The organism is Couchioplanes caeruleus (assembly GCF_023499255.1).
Classification (GTDB): domain Bacteria; phylum Actinomycetota; class Actinomycetes; order Mycobacteriales; family Micromonosporaceae; genus Actinoplanes; species Actinoplanes caeruleus_A.
In genome coordinates this window covers 5,572,959-5,587,374 of record NZ_CP092183.1, presented here as the reverse complement: position 1 = coordinate 5,587,374, position 14,416 = coordinate 5,572,959, and the positions used below count along the sequence as shown (strand labels likewise).

The window sequence follows — 14,416 nt, the reverse complement described above, 5'->3', positions numbered from 1 at the left end:
CTCTCGCGGCGTCACGTGGAGTGATCACCGTAAGGCCCTCCGTGCTGCCTCGATGATCTTGGAGGCCATCGCAACCGGACCGCTCCGGACCTGCACCGGGCGCCGGCCCGTCTGGTCGGGGCGCGTCGGGTCGGGTCGCGTCCGGTCGGGGCGTGTCCGGATCGGATGCGTCAGAGGAACGGCACCGACGGATCGTCCGCCGCGGCGGTGTCGTCCTGCGCGTCGGCCGTGCACAGTCGCCACCGGCCGTCCGAGCCCTGCACGAGGGTGATCTGCAGGCCCGTGGTGGCGAGCGGCGGGAAGGAGGTGATCGGCCTGGCGCCGGTGCGGCTGAGGACCGCCTCCGCGGGGCGTGACACGGTGACGTCGAGGGTCACGTGCCCGCCGAGCGCGGAGACGGGCGTACCGGCGGCGGGGGAGGGACCGACGACCGTGCCGAAGGTGACCTTCGCGGGCCGCACGTAGGCCTTGTCCCGCAGCAGCCCGTCGGCCTGCTCGGAGATCAGGTCGTACACGGCGCAGCCGGGTGCCGCGATGGTCCCCACCTTCGCCGGATCCGGGTTGGCCAGCAGCCACTGCCCGTAGCCGGAGAGCGAGGCCAGCATCGCCGGCCAGGCCGTGCCCGTGTTGCTCACCGAGGGCGCCGGGGTGCGCGGCTTGGGGGTCACGGCGACGATCACGGGCAGCGCAGGCGCCGGCGAGACGCTGCGGGCCGGGGGTGCCGCGGTGCCGGCCGTGGTGGCCGTGGCGGCGCAGCCGGACAGGCTCACCTGCAGAGCGCAGGCCAGGACGCCCACCGTCGCGCCGATGCGAAGCTTCACCATCACGTTTCCTCCCGGGACCGTCTGACAGGCTCGTCGGCCGGGGGCGGGCGCGAGTGAGGAACCCGTACGGATGGCAACCGGGCCGCGACCTCACGGCGACGACAGCAGCACGGTGACGGTTGTTCCGCCGGCGGGGTGCTCGCAGGCCGGGAGGTCGTCGGTGCCGCTGCGGTGGTGCACGCCGTTGCTGCACAGGCGCAGCAGGCCGCCGTGGGCGGTGACGACGGCGTCGACGACCGCGAGTCCGAGGCCGGTGCCCGGCGTGGTCCGGGCGGAGTCCGCCCGGGTGAACCGCGCCGTCGCGCGGGCGAGGAACGCCGGGTCCATGCCGGGGCCGTGGTCGTGCACCCGCAGGTACGCGGCAGCGCCGGCATGCCCCGTGGACACCGTGACCGGCGGGCCTCCGTGCCGGGTGGCGTTGTCGAGCAGGTTGACGAGGATCTGCCGCAGGCGTACGGCGTCACCGCGCGCTGGGACGGGCCCGTGATGATCGGCGCGGATCTGCGGGTAGTGGGCGGCGACCTCGGTCGCCAACACGGCGAGATCCACCGTGGCGCCCGGCGCGGGTGGCGGCTGGACGCCGGCGGTGAGCAGCGTGTCTGCCAGGGTGCGGAGCCGGCCGGCATCTGCCGCGACGTTGCGCAGCGTCTCCTCCAGCTCGGCCGCGGTGCGGGGGCGGCGCAGCGCGAGCTCGATCTCGGTGCTCATGAGCGTCAGCGGCGTCCGCAGCTCGTGGCTGGCGTCGTGCACGAACTGCCGCTCCCGCTCCAGCGCGGCCTCGAGCGCGGCGAGCATCTCGTTGAGGGTGTGCCCGAGGCGGGTGATCTCGTCGTCGGTGTGCGCCGGCACGGCGAGACGCAGCCGGTCCGCGCCGCCGGCGATGCGGGCGGCCTCGGTGCGGTACCGCTCGACCGGCGCGAGGGCGGCCCGGGTGAGCCGGTAGCCGACCAGCGAGGCGACGGCGAGCGCGGCCAGGTTCGCCAGGACGAGCTGTCCGATCAGCTCACGCAGGGCCTCGTCGCGCTGATCGCGGCGTACGGCGACCACCGCGGTCACCGCCCGTCCGTCCCCGGCCGCGGCCAGCGGTACGGCGTACAGGCGCAGGGCGCCGGCGCGGATCGGGAACAGGTCACCGCGGTCGGCGCGGAGCGGGTGCGTACGGGCCGCCGAAGCCTGCTCCGGGCTCAGCAGCGACGTACCGCTCAGGCCGGGGCCGGCCGCAACGACGTGGCCGGTGGCGTCGAGCAACTGGTAACCGGTGCCCGGGGAGACGGCGGGCGGGCCGCCCCGCGTGACCGAGCCGGCGAGCTGCGTCGCCTGGGCGCTGAGATCCTCGTCGAGGCGCAGGTCGAGGGCGTAGCGCACGCGCAGGTAGACGAAGGCCCCGGCGCCGGCCAGCACCACGAGCATGGCGGTGGCGAAGCCGGCGATGAGGCGTACCCGCACCGGCAGGCGGCGCCACCCGGGCCGGCGGTGCGGCAGGGCCATCGGTCATCCTCCGCCGGGTTCGAGCCGGTAGCCGGCGCCGCGCAGGGTGGTGATGGCGTGCCGGCCGAACGGCTTGTCCACCTTGGCGCGCAGGCTCGCGACGTACACGTCGATGACGTTGGAGCGCAGGTCCGTCTCGCCGTCCCACACCTCGTCGAGAATCTGGTAGCGGGTGACGCACTGCCCGGCGCGGGTCAGCAGCAGCGCGAGGATGTCGAACTCGCGGGCGGACAGCTCGATCTCCACGTCACCGCGGAACACGCGCCGGGAGCCGGCCTCGAGGCGCAGGTCACCGGCCTGCAGCCGGGTCGCGGCCGGGTCGGTGGCGCGGCGGTGCAGGGCCCGCAGGCGGGCGAGCAGCTCGTCGAAGGAGAACGGCTTCGCCAGGTAGTCGTCGGAGCCGGCGTCGAGGCCGGCGACGCGGTCGGGCACCTCGCCGCGGGCCGTGAGCATGAGCACGGGTACGCGGACCCCGCGCTCGCGCAGTGCCCGGCACACGGCGAGGCCGTCCAGCCCGGGCAGCATCACGTCGAGCACGACGGTGTCGTAGGCGCCGCCGGTCGCCTCCAGCAGGCCCTCGCCGCCGGTGTGGCGGACCTCGGCGGTGTGGCCGGCCTCGCGCAAGCCGCGGGCGAGCAGCTCGGCCAGGCGGCGTTCATCCTCCACGACCAGCACCCGCACTCTACGGTCCTCCTCCGCTGCCGTGTCCGCCGTGGCCCGTAGTGCATCATGCCCCGCCGCCGGCTTCATCCAGCTTTCATCCGGCCGGGGCATCCGCCGCGGACGGCCCGATGCTGGGAGACTGGCGCGCATGACCCGCAGACCGGCAACGGGCCGCTCGATGTGGCCCCTGTACGCGGCCGGTTTCACCACGGCGTTCGGCGCGCACGCGGTCGCGGCGAACCTGGGCGGCTTCTCCGCGGACGCGGTCACCTCGCTGCTGGTGCTCGGCGGCCTCCTCGCCCTGTACGACGGCGCGGAGGTGCTGCTCAAGCCCCTTTTCGGCGCGCTCGCCGACCGGGTCGGCGCCCGCCCGGTGCTGCTGGGCGGCCTGATCGGCTTCGCGCTCGCCTCGGCGCTGTACGCCGCCGCCGGCAGCCCCGGCTGGCTGTGGGCCGCACGCCTCGGCCAGGGCGCCGCGGCGTCCGCGTTCTCCCCGGCGGCGTCGGCGCTGGTCGCGCGGCTGAACCCGGCAGCGCGGCAGGGCCGGGCGTTCGGCTCGTACGGCTTCTGGAAGTCCGTCGGCTACACCCTCGGCCCGCTGCTCGGCGGGGTCCTGGCGTGGGGCGGCGGCCTGCGCCTGATCTTCACGGTGCTGGCGGTGCTGGCCGCCGTCGTGGCCGGATGGGCGGCGCTCGGCGTGCCCGTCGTCGCGCCGCTGCCGAAGACCCGGCAGACCGTGCTGGACCTGGCCCGGCGGCTGAGCGCGCCCGCCTTCCTCGCACCGACCGCGGCGCTGGCGGCCGCGACGGCGGCCCTGTCGGTCGGCGTCGGGTTCCTGCCGGTCTCCGGCCGGGCCGCCGGCCTGGGTACGGTCGCCACCGGCGCCGCCGTGTCCGTGCTGGCCGCCTGCGCCGCCCTGGTGCAGCCGCGCGCCGGCCGGGCGCTCGACGCCGGACGGCTGACGAGCCGGTCCGGGCTGGGCGCGGGGCTGGCGCTCACCGCCGCCGGGCTGGCCGCCGCGATGCTGCCCGGCCTGGCCGGCGTGCTGACCGCGGCCGTGCTCATCGGCGCCGGCACGGGCCTGGTCACGCCGCTGGGTTTCGCGGCTCTGGCGGCCGGCACCCCGCCGGAGCGGCTCGGGCAGACGATGGGCGCGGCCGAGCTGGGCCGGGAACTCGGGGACGCGGGCGGCCCGCTGCTCGTGGCGGGCGTGGCCTCGCTGGCCGCTCTCGCCCTCGGTTTCGCGGCGCTGGCGATCCCCGTCGCGGCCGGCGCCGCGCTGGTGCTGACGCGGGCGCCCACGGCGGGGCGCACGCAAGGGTGAGGCTTCATCCGCCTTTCACGCTCGATCTCTAGCGTCGGCCGGCATGAGTGACCTCCCGGCGGTCGACGCGGCCGACCTGACGAAAACCTTCGGCACGCTCACCGCGGTCGACCGGCTCAGCCTGCGGGTCGGCCAGGGCGAGGTGTACGGGGTGCTGGGCCCCAACGGCGCCGGCAAGACCACGTTCCTGCGGATGCTGTTCGGGCTGATCCGGCCGGACGCCGGTACGGTGCGGCTGTTCGGCCGTACCTGGCAGCGCGACGGGATCCGGGCCCTCGACGGTGTCGCGGGGTTCATCGAGAGCCCCCGGTTCTACCCCGGCCTCACCGGACGCCGGAACCTTCAGTTGCTCGCCGGGCTCGACGGCGGCGCCGCCCGTACGCGCGTCGACGAGGTGCTGGAGACGGTCGACCTGCGCGAGCGCCGGCACGACAGGGTGGGCGGCTACTCCTTCGGCATGCGCCAGCGGCTCGGCGTCGCCGCCGCCCTCCTGCGCGATCCCCGGCTGCTGGTGCTCGACGAGCCCGCCAACGGGCTGGACCCGGCCGGCATCCGGGACATGCGCGCGCTGATCAAACGGCTCGCCGCGAGCGGTCTCACGGTGCTGCTGTCCAGCCACGACATGGCGGAGGTGGAGGAGATCTGCAACGACGTCACGATCATGCGTACGGGCTCCGTCGTCCACCACGGCTCCATCGCCGCCCTGCGGGCCCGCGCCCCCGAACAGGCCCACGAGCTGCACACCGGCGACGACGACCGGGCCGCCATGCTGGCCATGACCGGTGGCCTGGAGGTCACCCGGCCCGCCGACGGCGGTCTCGCCGTCGGCGGCCCGCAGTCGCGGATCGACGCGCTGGTGGCCGCGCTGGTCGGCGCCGGCATCTCGCTGCGCGGGCTGACCCGGCGGGAGACGCCGCTCGAGGCGCTGTTCTTCATGCTCACCGAACCGGAAGCCGGAGCCGGAGCCGGACGTGAGCCGGCGGCGACGGGAGCCGGCCGATGACCCGCACTGCCGGCACGCGACCGCCCGGGCTGGGCGCGGCCCTGGGCTGGGAGGTCGTCAAGCTCGCCGCGCAGGTCCGCAGCCGGGCCCTGCTCGCCGCCGCCCTGATCGTCCCGGTCGTGGTCGTGCTGGTCCTCGACGGCCAGCAGCAGCCGCCGTCGGACACCATCTACGGCCGGCACATCCACGACAGCGGGTACGCCGTGCCGCTGCTCATGCTCGCCTTCGCGGCCCAATGGGTGCTGCCGCTGCTGGCCGCCGTGGTCGCCGGCGACATCTTCGCGGGCGAGGACCAGCACGGCACCTGGAAGACGCTGCTGACCCGCTCGGTGAGCCGGACCCAGGTGTTCTGGGCCAAGGCCCTGACCGCGGCCGGCTACAACCTGCTGGTGCTGACCGTGTTCGCCGGCAGCACCACCGGTGCCGGCCTGCTGATCGTCGGCACCCAGCCGCTGACCGGGCTCGGCGGTCAGAGCATCGCCTCCGCCACCGCTTTGCGGCTGATCCTCGCCGCGTGGGCCACCGCGATCCCGCCGATCCTGGGGTTCACCGCGCTGGCGCTGCTGCTGTCCGTGCGGACCCGCAATCCCGCGCTGGGCATCGCCGCCCCGGTCGTACTCGGCTTCGCGATGCAACTGCTCGGCAGCGTCAGCGGCCTCGACCTGACCCGCAAGCTGTTGCTGACCACCCCGTTCGAGGCGTGGCACGGCCTGTTCGCCGCGCGCCCGTTCACCGGCCCGCTGACCACCGGGCTGGCCGTCAGCGCCGGCTGGACCGTGCTCTGCCTCGCCGGGGCGTACCTGTCCCTGCGCCGCCGCGACATCACCGGAGGCTGACCGTGCGTTCGATCGTCACCCGTACCCTCGCCGTGGCGCTGTCCGCCGCCGTCTTCGCGGGCACCATCGCCGCCGGCCGGCCGGACATCACCAGAGCCGGGCTCGAAAGGGCCCTGGCCCCGACCTTCGCCAACCTGTACGTCCAGCAGGCCGCCATCCTCGGCGTCCCGGGCATCACCACCGCGACGGTCGGCGCGGTCGCGGCCTGCGACCGGGGCGGCCCGACGATCGCCGACGTGGGGGCCGGGCCCGACTGGATCTGCATGATGGGCTGGACCGACGGCCACGGCGCGCACCAGGACGGCAAGTTCGAGGTCACCGTCCGGACCGACGCGTCCTACGTGGCCGGTGGCCCATCCAAGATCATCGGCTTGGCGACGATCACCGATACGCACGGCCACGACGTGCCCAACCCCGTCTTCGCGTTCGACGGGGTCATCGCCACGGGCGGTTGACGTGCCCGGCCCCCGTGCGGACGCGAAGCCCTCGCGCGCAGCGGTGACCCGGCCGGCGAGCCGTCGACGGGGGTGTGCCGGCGTCATGGTCTGGACGGGCGTGGCTTGCCGGGATGGACGACGCGGTCGAGGCGGATCGCGGCGTAGCCGAGGCTGGACAGGGCGCAGATGATCAGCAGGTCCGTGAGCGCCACCGGTTCCGTGCCGAGCAGGCCGGCGAGCAACGGTACGTACAGCGCCGCGAACTGCAGCCCGAGCGCCGCCACGACCGCGACCAGCAGCATCGGGTTGGCACGCGAACCCGGGCGGGCCCGGGAGCCGAGCGCGACGGCGAGCTGGGTGGCGCCGAGCGCGAAGAAGGCCATGCTCTGCCACGGCCGGTCGGTGGCGTGTGCCCAGACCGCGATGCCGAGCGTGACCGCGGCGATGACCACGCCGACGCGCAGGATCCGCTGCCACAGGCCCGCGCCGAGCACCGACTCGGCGGGCGGGCGCGGCGGGCGGCCCATCACGTCGGGCGGGGCCGGTTCGCTGCCCAGGGCCACGCCGGGCAGGCCGTGGGTGAGCAGGTTGACCCACAGGATCTGGGCGGGCAGCAGGACCAGCGGCAGCCCGAGGAAGGGGCCGGCCAGCATGACGGCGATCTCGGCGGCGCCGCCGGACAGGCCGTAGAGCAGGAAGCGGCGGATGTTGGCGTACACGCGCCGGCCCTCCTCGGCGGCGGCCACGACGGTGGCCAGCTCGTCGTCGGCCAGGACCAGGTCGGCGGCCTGCCGGGCGACCTCGGTGCCGCGCAGCCCCATGGCGACGCCGATGTCGGCGCGGCGCAGCGCGGGGCCGTCGTTGACGCCGTCGCCGGTCATCGCCACGATGTCGCCGGCGTCGCGGCGGGCGGTGACGATGTCGACCTTCTGCTCGGGGGTCGCCCGGGCGAACACGCGCGCGTGCCGCATCCGGTCGGCGTCCGAGGGCTCGCGGCAGTCCACGACGTCATCGCCGGACGCGATGATGCCGACCTCGGCCGCCACGGCCCGGGCGGTGGCGGGATGGTCGCCGGTGATCAGCACCGGGGTGATGCCGGCGTCCCGGCACGCGGCGATGGTCGCGGCGGCCGAGGGCCGGGCGGGGTCGCGGATGCCGATGAGGCCGAGCAGCCGCAGGCCGCGCTCCCATTCGCCCCGGCCGGGGACGCTGTCGTGGTCGGCCCGGGTGACGGCCAGCACCCGGTGGCCTTCGGCGGCCAGCGTGTCCGCCGCCGCGGCCGCCCGGCCGATCAGGTCGTCCGGCTCGCCGAGGAAGGCCGGGTGCACCAGCACCTCCGGCGCGCCCTTGCAGATGATCCGGGTGCCGCCGCCGGGCAGCCGGTGGGCGGTGGTCATGCGTTTGCGGTCGCTGTCGAACGGCAGCTCACCGATGCGGGGCAGGTCGCTGGTGAGGGCGGCGACGTCGAGGCCGAGCCGCCCCGCCGCGGCCAGCAGCGCCGCCTCGGTGGGGTCGCCCAGCGCGGTCCAGTCGTCGCCGGGCTCGCCGGGGGCGCGCAGAGTGGCGTCGCTGCAGAGGGCGGCGGCGGTGAGCAGCTCGTCCAGGTCGGCTGCGGCGCCCACGGTGACCTGCTGCCCGTCGCGCCGCACGGTGCCGTACGGGGCGTACCCCTGACCGTCGATCCCGGCATCGCCGGCCGGCGTCCACAGCCGGCGCGCGACCATGCGGCCCTCGGTGAGGGTGCCGGTCTTGTCGGTGGCGATGACGGTGACCGAACCGAGCGTCTCGACCGCCGGCAGGCGGCGGATCAGCGCGTGCCGGGCGGCCATCCGGCGGGCGCCCAGGGCCAGGGCCAGCGTGACCACAGCCGGCAGCGACTCCGGTACGGCCGCCACCACCAGGCTGATCGCGGTGACCACCATCAGCTCGAGCGACTCGCCGCGGGCCAGCCCGAGCACCAGCACCACCGAGCAGAGCACGACGGCGGCGATGGCGAGCGCCCGGCCGACGCCGACCAGGCGGCGTTGCAGCGGGGTCAGGCCCGCGCCGGTGGCCATCAGCCCGGCGATGCGGCCCATCGCGCTGGCGGTGCCGGTGGCGGTGACCACGGCCCGGGCACGTCCGCGGACGACCACCGTGCCGGAGGAGATCCGCTGAGCCGGGTGCCCGGCCCGGTCCGGGCCGTCGCCCACGGCGGCCTTGTCGACCGGTACGGACTCGCCGGTGAGCGCGGACTCGTCGACGAGCAGGGCCGCGGCCTCGACGACCGTGGCGTCGGCGGGCACGATGTCACCCTCGGCCAGCACGAGCAGGTCACCGGCGACGACCGCGGCGGCGGGGACGAGCCGCTGCTCCCCGTCGCGCAGCACCCGCGCCTCGGGGGCGGTCATCGTGGCCAGGGCGGTGATGGCCTGGTCGGCCTTGACCTCCTGCACCACCCCGACGCCGGTGTTGACGACGATGACCAGGGCGATGACCGCCGCGTCGGTCCAGTCGCCGGTGGCGACGGTCAGCGCGATCGCGACCAGCAGCACGATGATGAGCGGGTCGCGCAGCTGGGAGAGCACCCGCCGCCACACCGGCACCCGCGCTTGGGTGGGCAGCGAGTTGGGGCCGTCCACCGCGAGGCGCTCCGCCGCCTCGGCCGAGGACAGCCCGAGGACACCGGTCGGGGTGGTCCGCAGGTCTCCGGGCACGGCCGCCTCCTCGCGTCAGCGTTCCTCCGTCGAGTCTGCGGCCGTTCCCCGTGCCGTCCCAGGGGCTTAGGTCCCGCGCGCGCGGGCTCTCCGTCCGCCACCCCGCGGGTACCGTCGCGTACCGTGCTGGCGTGATCGACACTGACCCGGTTCAGGACGGGCCCGGCCGGCGGCGCGGGCGGGCGTCGTGGACGACGCAGCGCTGGTTCGCGACGGTCCTGCTCGCCATGGTCGTCCTGATCGTCGCCGGAGCGGTGATCGGCGCCGCCGCGCTGTCCCGGACGGCCGCCGTGTCGAACCGGCTCAGCGACCGGATCGCCCCGGCCGGCAAGGCCACGGTGCAGCTCGGCGCCGCGCTGGCCGACCAGGCCGCCGACGTGCGCGGCTTCCTGCTCAGCGGGGACCAGGCCTTCCTGGATTCGTACGCGGACAGCCAGGCACAGGAGCGGCGGCTGCTCGCCCGGCTGCGGGAGCTGCTCGGCGCCGAACCGGACGCCGTGGCGCAGGTCGGCGCGGTCGAGGAGCAGGCGCGGCAGTGGCGCACCACCGTCGCCGACCCGCTCGTCGAGGTCCGGCGTGCCGGGGCGGCCGCGGATCCGGCCGGTCCGGTGGCTCGCAACCTGGCGGCCTTCGAGGGCGTGAGCACCGGGGTCGCCGGCCTGGAGAGCCGGCTGTCCGGCCTGCAGGACGCCGCCCGGCAGGACCTCGCGACGACCCGGCGGGTCCGCGACGGCGTCTTCATCGGGCTGGTCCTGGCGCTGCTGCTGCTCATCGGGGTCGTCGCCGTGCTGCTGCGGGTGGTGGTGCTGCGGCCGCTGACCCAGCTCGGCACGGCCGTGCGCCAGGTCGCCGGCGGGGACTTCCACCACCGGCTGGCCCCGGGCGGCCCGGCGGACCTGGCCCGCCTCGCCGGGGACGTCGAGGCGATGCGCCGCCGGCTCGTCGACGGGCTGGACGCCAGCCAGCGGGCCCGGGAGGAGCTGGAACAGCGGCAGGTCGAGCTGCACCGGCTGAACACCGACCTCGAGCAGTTCGCGTACGTCGCCTCGCACGACCTGCAGGAGCCGCTGCGCAAGGTCGCGTCGTTCTGCCAGATGCTGCAGCGCCGGTACGCCGGCGCCCTCGACGACCGGGCGCAGCAGTACATCACCTTCGCGGTCGACGGCGCCACGCGCATGCAGCAGCTCATCAACGACCTGCTCGCCTTCTCCCGCATCGGCCGCCTGTACGACGCCAGCCGCCCCGTGGACCTCGACGAGGTGCTCGACGGCGTGCAGCAGACCCTCGCGCTGAGCATCGCGGAGTCCGGGGCTGAGATCACCCGCCCGCCGCTGCCCACCGTGGTGGGCGACCCGACGCTGCTCTCCCTGCTGTGGCAGAACCTGCTCGGCAACGCGATGAAGTTCCGCCACCCCGAACGCGCCCCGAAGGTCGAGATCGAGGCGGCGCAGGCGCAGGGCTGGTGGACGTTCTCGGTCAAGGACAACGGCATCGGCATCGCGCCCGAGTTCGCCGACAAGATCTTCGTGATCTTCCAGCGGCTGCACCCCCGGGAGGCGTACGCCGGCACCGGCATCGGCCTGGCCATCTGCAAGAAGATCGTCGAGCACCACGGCGGCACGATCCGGCTGGACGCGGCGCACAGCCCCGGCGCGTGCCTGACCTTCACGCTCCCGGCGGCCTGACGTACCGGCGGCGTGGCCGGACGGGTCGCCCGGCCACCGGCGTTGCTGCCGCGCCGGTGCGGAGAGCGGGTGCGGCACCGCCCGGGGCGCGTCGGTGAGCCCCGGGCGGTGCGGTCAGCGGCTCAGCTCAGCGCGAACTTCTGCGCCGCGCTGCCGTTGCAGTCGTAGATCTGCAGGCGGGTGCCGTTGGCCGTCGCGCCGTTGGGTGCGTCCAGGCAGCGGCCGGACTGCGGGTTGCGCAGGGAACCGTCGGCCTGTTGCTGCCACACCTGCCCGCCGACGCCGTTGCAGTCGTACAGCTCGACCGGGGTGTTGTTGGCGGTCCCGTTGCCGTTGACGTCGAGGCAGCGGCCGAGCGTCCGCAGCGAGCCGTTCGCATTGTGGAACCAGTGCTGGTCGACGGCGTAGCTCTGGCAGTCCCACAGCTGCACCGCGGCGAGGTTGCCGCCGGTGTCGTCGGCCGCCACGTCGACGCACTTGCCGCCCGGGGCGGTCGTGACGCCGCCGCTGTTGACCGCGAACTTCTGCGCGGCGCTGCCGTTGCAGGCGTAGATCTGCAGGCGGGTGCCGTTGCCCGACGCGCCGTTGGGGGAGTCGAGGCAGCGGCCGGACTGCGGGTTGCGCAGCGAACCGTCGGCCTGCTGCACCCACTTCTGCCCGCCGACGCCGTTGCAGTCGTACAGCTCGACCTGGGTGTTGTTGGCGGTGCCGTTGCCGTTGACGTCGAGGCAGCGGCCGAGCGTCCGCAGGGTGTTGTCGGGGAAGTGCGACCAGTGCTGGTCCTCGGCGTAGCCCTGGCAGTCCCACAGCTGCACGGCGGCCAGGTTGACGCCGGTGTCGTCGGCGGCGACGTCGACGCACTTGCCGCCCGGGCCGGTGATCGTGCCCTGCGGGCCGTTCGGGACGTTCGTCTGTCCGGAGTAGCCGGCCGCGACGATGTTCGCCTGCACCGCGTTGTCGGCGGCGTCGGTCGGGTAGCCGGACGTCATCACGCCCTCGAAGAACGTGCCCATGTTGCGGTTGCTGTTGTCGCCGCCGGTGCCCAGGATGATCGAGCCCTCCTGGTGCATCGGGATGTAGCCGCCGCGGTTGGGCAGTGCGCCGTTCCACCACGTGGTCAGGCCGCCGGACTGCGAGTTGCCGCCCTTGAGCGCGTACGTCGTCTGCCCGTTGTTCTTCAGCAGCGCCGTCACGTACGCGCTGTTGTTGCCGAGGTTCGCGGTGTTGGAGCCGTTCGCGCCCTGGAACATGCCGTTCTCCAGGTCCGCCTCCACCCACGGGCCCGAGCCGGTGCAGGGCGGGAAGTAGCAGGTGGTGGCGATGCTGACGGCGTCCATGTGGCCGTTGCCGGTGTCCGCGACCTGAATCTCGGCGTTGCCGTAGTCGAAGCAGCAGTCGGAGCCGACGTGGGTGCCGCTGGCCACCATGTACATGCCCTCGGGCTGCCCGTTGACGGCGACGCCGGAGGCCGCGGTGCGCCGGTAGCCGTGCTGGGGCGAGATCCAGATGCCGTACACCTTGTGGCCGCCCGCGGTGACCGCGATCTCGCTCGCGTCGGCCGGGTAGTCCGCCGGCCCGGCGGTGCCGGCGGGGGAGACGGTCAGGTCGTTGTGCCGGGAGGTCTGGTCGTAGATCTTGGTGATGCTGCAGGTCGTGCCGTTGCAGAACGCGTCGTGGTCGGCCGCGTTCGCGTAGCCGCCGGCCGCCAGCAGGCCCACGTCGTGGGTGGCCCGGTCGGAGGCGCGGGTCAGTTGGTAGAGCGGGCCGGCGTACGCGCCGAAGAGCGCGCGCGTGGTGCTGTGCGCGGCGACGCACGGGGTGCCGGCCGAACCGTAGATGTCGCAGGGCTGGGAGGTGGCGGCCGAGGCGGCGCCGGGGAAGCCGGCCAGCATGCCGGCGACGAGCGCCAGGGTCGCGGCCAGGGTGAGCAGGAGTGATCGGTCTCTGCGCATGGGGATGTGCTCCTAGCAGGGGAAAGCGGAGCGGGCGTCTGCGCGGTGGCCGGACGGCAGACATTGACGCAAGTCGACTTTCAACCGGAAGTTACGCCGCCTGATCGTTTGCGTCAATGTCCGGGTATCGATGTTCGCTAATGTTCGGATGAACGGTCAGCGGCGGTGCACCACCGCGACGCCGCCCCTGGCCGGCGCCACGGCGATGCCCCGGTTGTGCGAGCGCTCCGAGCGCTCCGCCGTCGGCACGAGCGTGACGTCGCGCAGCAGGGTGCGCAGCACGACGTTCATCTCCAGAGTCGCGAACGCCGCGCCGATGCAGCGCCGTACGCCACCGCCGAACGGGATCCAGCCCGCGTCGGTCCGCGCCCCCACGAACCGGTCGGGGTCGAACACCTCCGGGTGCGGGAACAGCGTCTCGTCGTCGTGCAGCAGCGCGATGCAGGCCGTGACCACGGTGCCGCGGGGCAGCGTCCAGCGGCCGATGCGCAGGCTGTCCGCGCGTACCTGCCGGGAGGTCATCTCGACGACCGGCCGTACCCGCTGCACTTCGATGAGGGTGGCCTCGCGCAACGCGCTGCCGCCGGCGTCGCCCTCGGCGACCAGGCGGCGCAGCAGCTCCGGGTGCCGGCGCAGCCGCTCGACGGCCCAGGCGAGCGTGGTGGCGGTCGTCTCGTGACCCGCCGCGAGCAGCGTCAGCAGCTGGTCGGCGATCTGGCTGCGGCTCATCGCCGAGCCGTCGTCGTAGCGGGACTGCAGCAGCATGGCCAGCACGTCGTCGCGGCCGGCGAGGTGAGGATCGGCGGCGGCCCGGTCGACGAGCCGGTCGACGGCCGCGTCGTACCGCTGCCGGTGGCGCCGGAACCGCGCGCCCGGCCCGTGCCCGCCCAGCTCGACGCGCGCCGCCGGCAGCACCGCCAGCACCGAGCCGAGCTTCACCATGGCGGGCAGCAGCTCGCGCAGGTCGTCGCGGTCGGCGCCCTCGGCGCCGAACACCGCGCGCAGGATCACGTTCAGCGTGATGCGCATGGTGGAGGGCATGACCGGGAACGGCCGGCCCTGCGGCCAGGACGCCGTCTCCCGCCGCGTCTCCTCCTCGATCATCGATTCGTACGCCCGCAGCCGGCGCCCGTGGAACGGCGGGGTGAGCAGCCGGCGCTGCTGCCGGTGCTCCTCGCCGCGGATCGCGAACAGTGAGCCGGGCCCGAGCACCGAGCCGAGGTTGGCGTCGGGGGTGTCGGCGAGCTCGGGCCCGGTCTGGAAGAGCTCCCGGACCTCGGCGGGGTCCGCGAGCATCACCATCCGCCCCAGGTTCAGCGAGTCGACGGTGAACGCGGAGCCGTACCGCTCGCGCAGCCGGCGCATCGTGCGGCGCCGCCCGGCCGCGAACCGGACCGCCTGCACCAGGCGCGGGCCGGTGGGGCCGTCGGGCAGGACCGCCTCGAGGGTGGTCGCGGTCATCGCTCACCTCCGCTGGTACGCCGACGTACCAGGCCACGGTACGGCCG

At 74.8% G+C, this 14,416-nt stretch carries 11 protein-coding genes; 5 read left to right on the top strand and 6 right to left on the bottom strand.

Annotation, left to right across the window (positions count from 1 at the left end; all coding sequences use genetic code 11):
- Positions 1–170 precede the first annotated feature (170 nt).
- From COUCH_RS25925 to COUCH_RS25915, 3 genes are all read right to left on the bottom strand, one after another.
- The gene (locus COUCH_RS25925) at positions 171–824 is read right to left on the bottom strand and encodes a hypothetical protein (RefSeq protein WP_249607811.1); all 654 of its coding nucleotides are present in this window, start codon (positions 822–824) and stop codon (positions 171–173) included.
- Between the two features lie 90 nt (positions 825–914).
- Complete coding sequence (locus COUCH_RS25920) at positions 915–2,312, bottom strand: sensor histidine kinase (protein ID WP_249607810.1); 1,398 nt, start codon at positions 2,310–2,312, stop codon at positions 915–917.
- 3 nt (positions 2,313–2,315) lie between these two features.
- The gene (locus COUCH_RS25915; RefSeq protein ID WP_249607809.1) at positions 2,316–2,993 is read right to left on the bottom strand and encodes a response regulator; all 678 of its coding nucleotides are present in this window, start codon (positions 2,991–2,993) and stop codon (positions 2,316–2,318) included.
- Between the two features lie 130 nt (positions 2,994–3,123).
- On the opposite strand from COUCH_RS25915, the gene COUCH_RS25910 reads away from it, so the two are divergent.
- The 4 genes from COUCH_RS25910 to COUCH_RS25895 are packed head-to-tail and all read left to right on the top strand — an operon-like array spanning position 3,124 to position 6,593.
- A complete protein-coding gene (locus COUCH_RS25910; protein WP_249607808.1) occupies positions 3,124–4,299 on the top strand; it encodes an MFS transporter in 1,176 nt (391 codons plus the stop codon).
- Between the two features lie 43 nt (positions 4,300–4,342).
- Complete coding sequence (locus COUCH_RS25905; RefSeq protein ID WP_249607807.1) at positions 4,343–5,302, top strand: ABC transporter ATP-binding protein; 960 nt, start codon at positions 4,343–4,345, stop codon at positions 5,300–5,302.
- A complete protein-coding gene (locus COUCH_RS25900) occupies positions 5,299–6,138 on the top strand; it encodes an ABC transporter permease (protein ID WP_249607806.1) in 840 nt (279 codons plus the stop codon). The genes COUCH_RS25905 and COUCH_RS25900 overlap by 4 nt, the downstream gene beginning before the upstream one ends.
- A gap of 2 nt (positions 6,139–6,140) precedes the next feature.
- Positions 6,141–6,593 (top strand): hypothetical protein, encoded by a 453-nt coding sequence (locus COUCH_RS25895; RefSeq protein ID WP_249607805.1) that lies wholly within the window; start codon positions 6,141–6,143, stop codon positions 6,591–6,593.
- Positions 6,594–6,676: 83 nt separating this feature from the next.
- On the opposite strand, the gene COUCH_RS25890 is transcribed toward COUCH_RS25895, so the two are convergent.
- Positions 6,677–9,271, bottom strand: a complete 2,595-nt coding sequence (locus COUCH_RS25890) for a cation-translocating P-type ATPase (protein WP_249607804.1) — start codon at positions 9,269–9,271, stop codon at positions 6,677–6,679.
- Between the two features lie 131 nt (positions 9,272–9,402).
- Here COUCH_RS25890 and COUCH_RS25885 point away from each other — a divergent pair, with 131 nt between their 5' ends.
- A complete protein-coding gene (locus tag COUCH_RS25885) occupies positions 9,403–10,956 on the top strand; it encodes a sensor histidine kinase (protein ID WP_249607803.1) in 1,554 nt (517 codons plus the stop codon).
- Between the two features lie 122 nt (positions 10,957–11,078).
- Here the strand turns inward: COUCH_RS25885 and COUCH_RS25880 are convergent, their stop codons facing one another.
- Together COUCH_RS25880 and COUCH_RS25875 are read right to left on the bottom strand one after the other, a co-directional pair.
- Entirely contained in the window at positions 11,079–12,908 is a 1,830-nt protein-coding gene (locus COUCH_RS25880) for an arabinofuranosidase catalytic domain-containing protein (protein ID WP_249607802.1), read from the bottom strand.
- A 156-nt stretch (positions 12,909–13,064) separates the two neighbouring features.
- The gene (locus COUCH_RS25875; protein WP_249607801.1) at positions 13,065–14,369 is read right to left on the bottom strand and encodes a cytochrome P450; all 1,305 of its coding nucleotides are present in this window, start codon (positions 14,367–14,369) and stop codon (positions 13,065–13,067) included.
- Positions 14,370–14,416: the final 47 nt, after the last annotated feature.

What these genes read in the sequence shown, in the direction of transcription:
- COUCH_RS25925 (WP_249607811.1), bottom strand. Translation starts at nt 824, where the DNA reads ATGGTGAAGCTTCGCATCGGCGCGACGGTGGGCGTCCTGGCCTGCGCT.
- COUCH_RS25880 (WP_249607802.1), bottom strand. Translation starts at nt 12,908, where the DNA reads ATGCGCAGAGACCGATCACTCCTGCTCACCCTGGCCGCGACCCTGGCG.
- COUCH_RS25910 (WP_249607808.1), top strand. Translation starts at nt 3,124, where the DNA reads ATGACCCGCAGACCGGCAACGGGCCGCTCGATGTGGCCCCTGTACGCG.
- COUCH_RS25905 (WP_249607807.1), top strand. Translation starts at nt 4,343, where the DNA reads ATGAGTGACCTCCCGGCGGTCGACGCGGCCGACCTGACGAAAACCTTC.
- COUCH_RS25920 (WP_249607810.1), bottom strand. Translation starts at nt 2,312, where the DNA reads ATGGCCCTGCCGCACCGCCGGCCCGGGTGGCGCCGCCTGCCGGTGCGG.
- COUCH_RS25900 (WP_249607806.1), top strand. Translation starts at nt 5,299, where the DNA reads ATGACCCGCACTGCCGGCACGCGACCGCCCGGGCTGGGCGCGGCCCTG.
- COUCH_RS25875 (WP_249607801.1), bottom strand. Translation starts at nt 14,369, where the DNA reads ATGACCGCGACCACCCTCGAGGCGGTCCTGCCCGACGGCCCCACCGGC.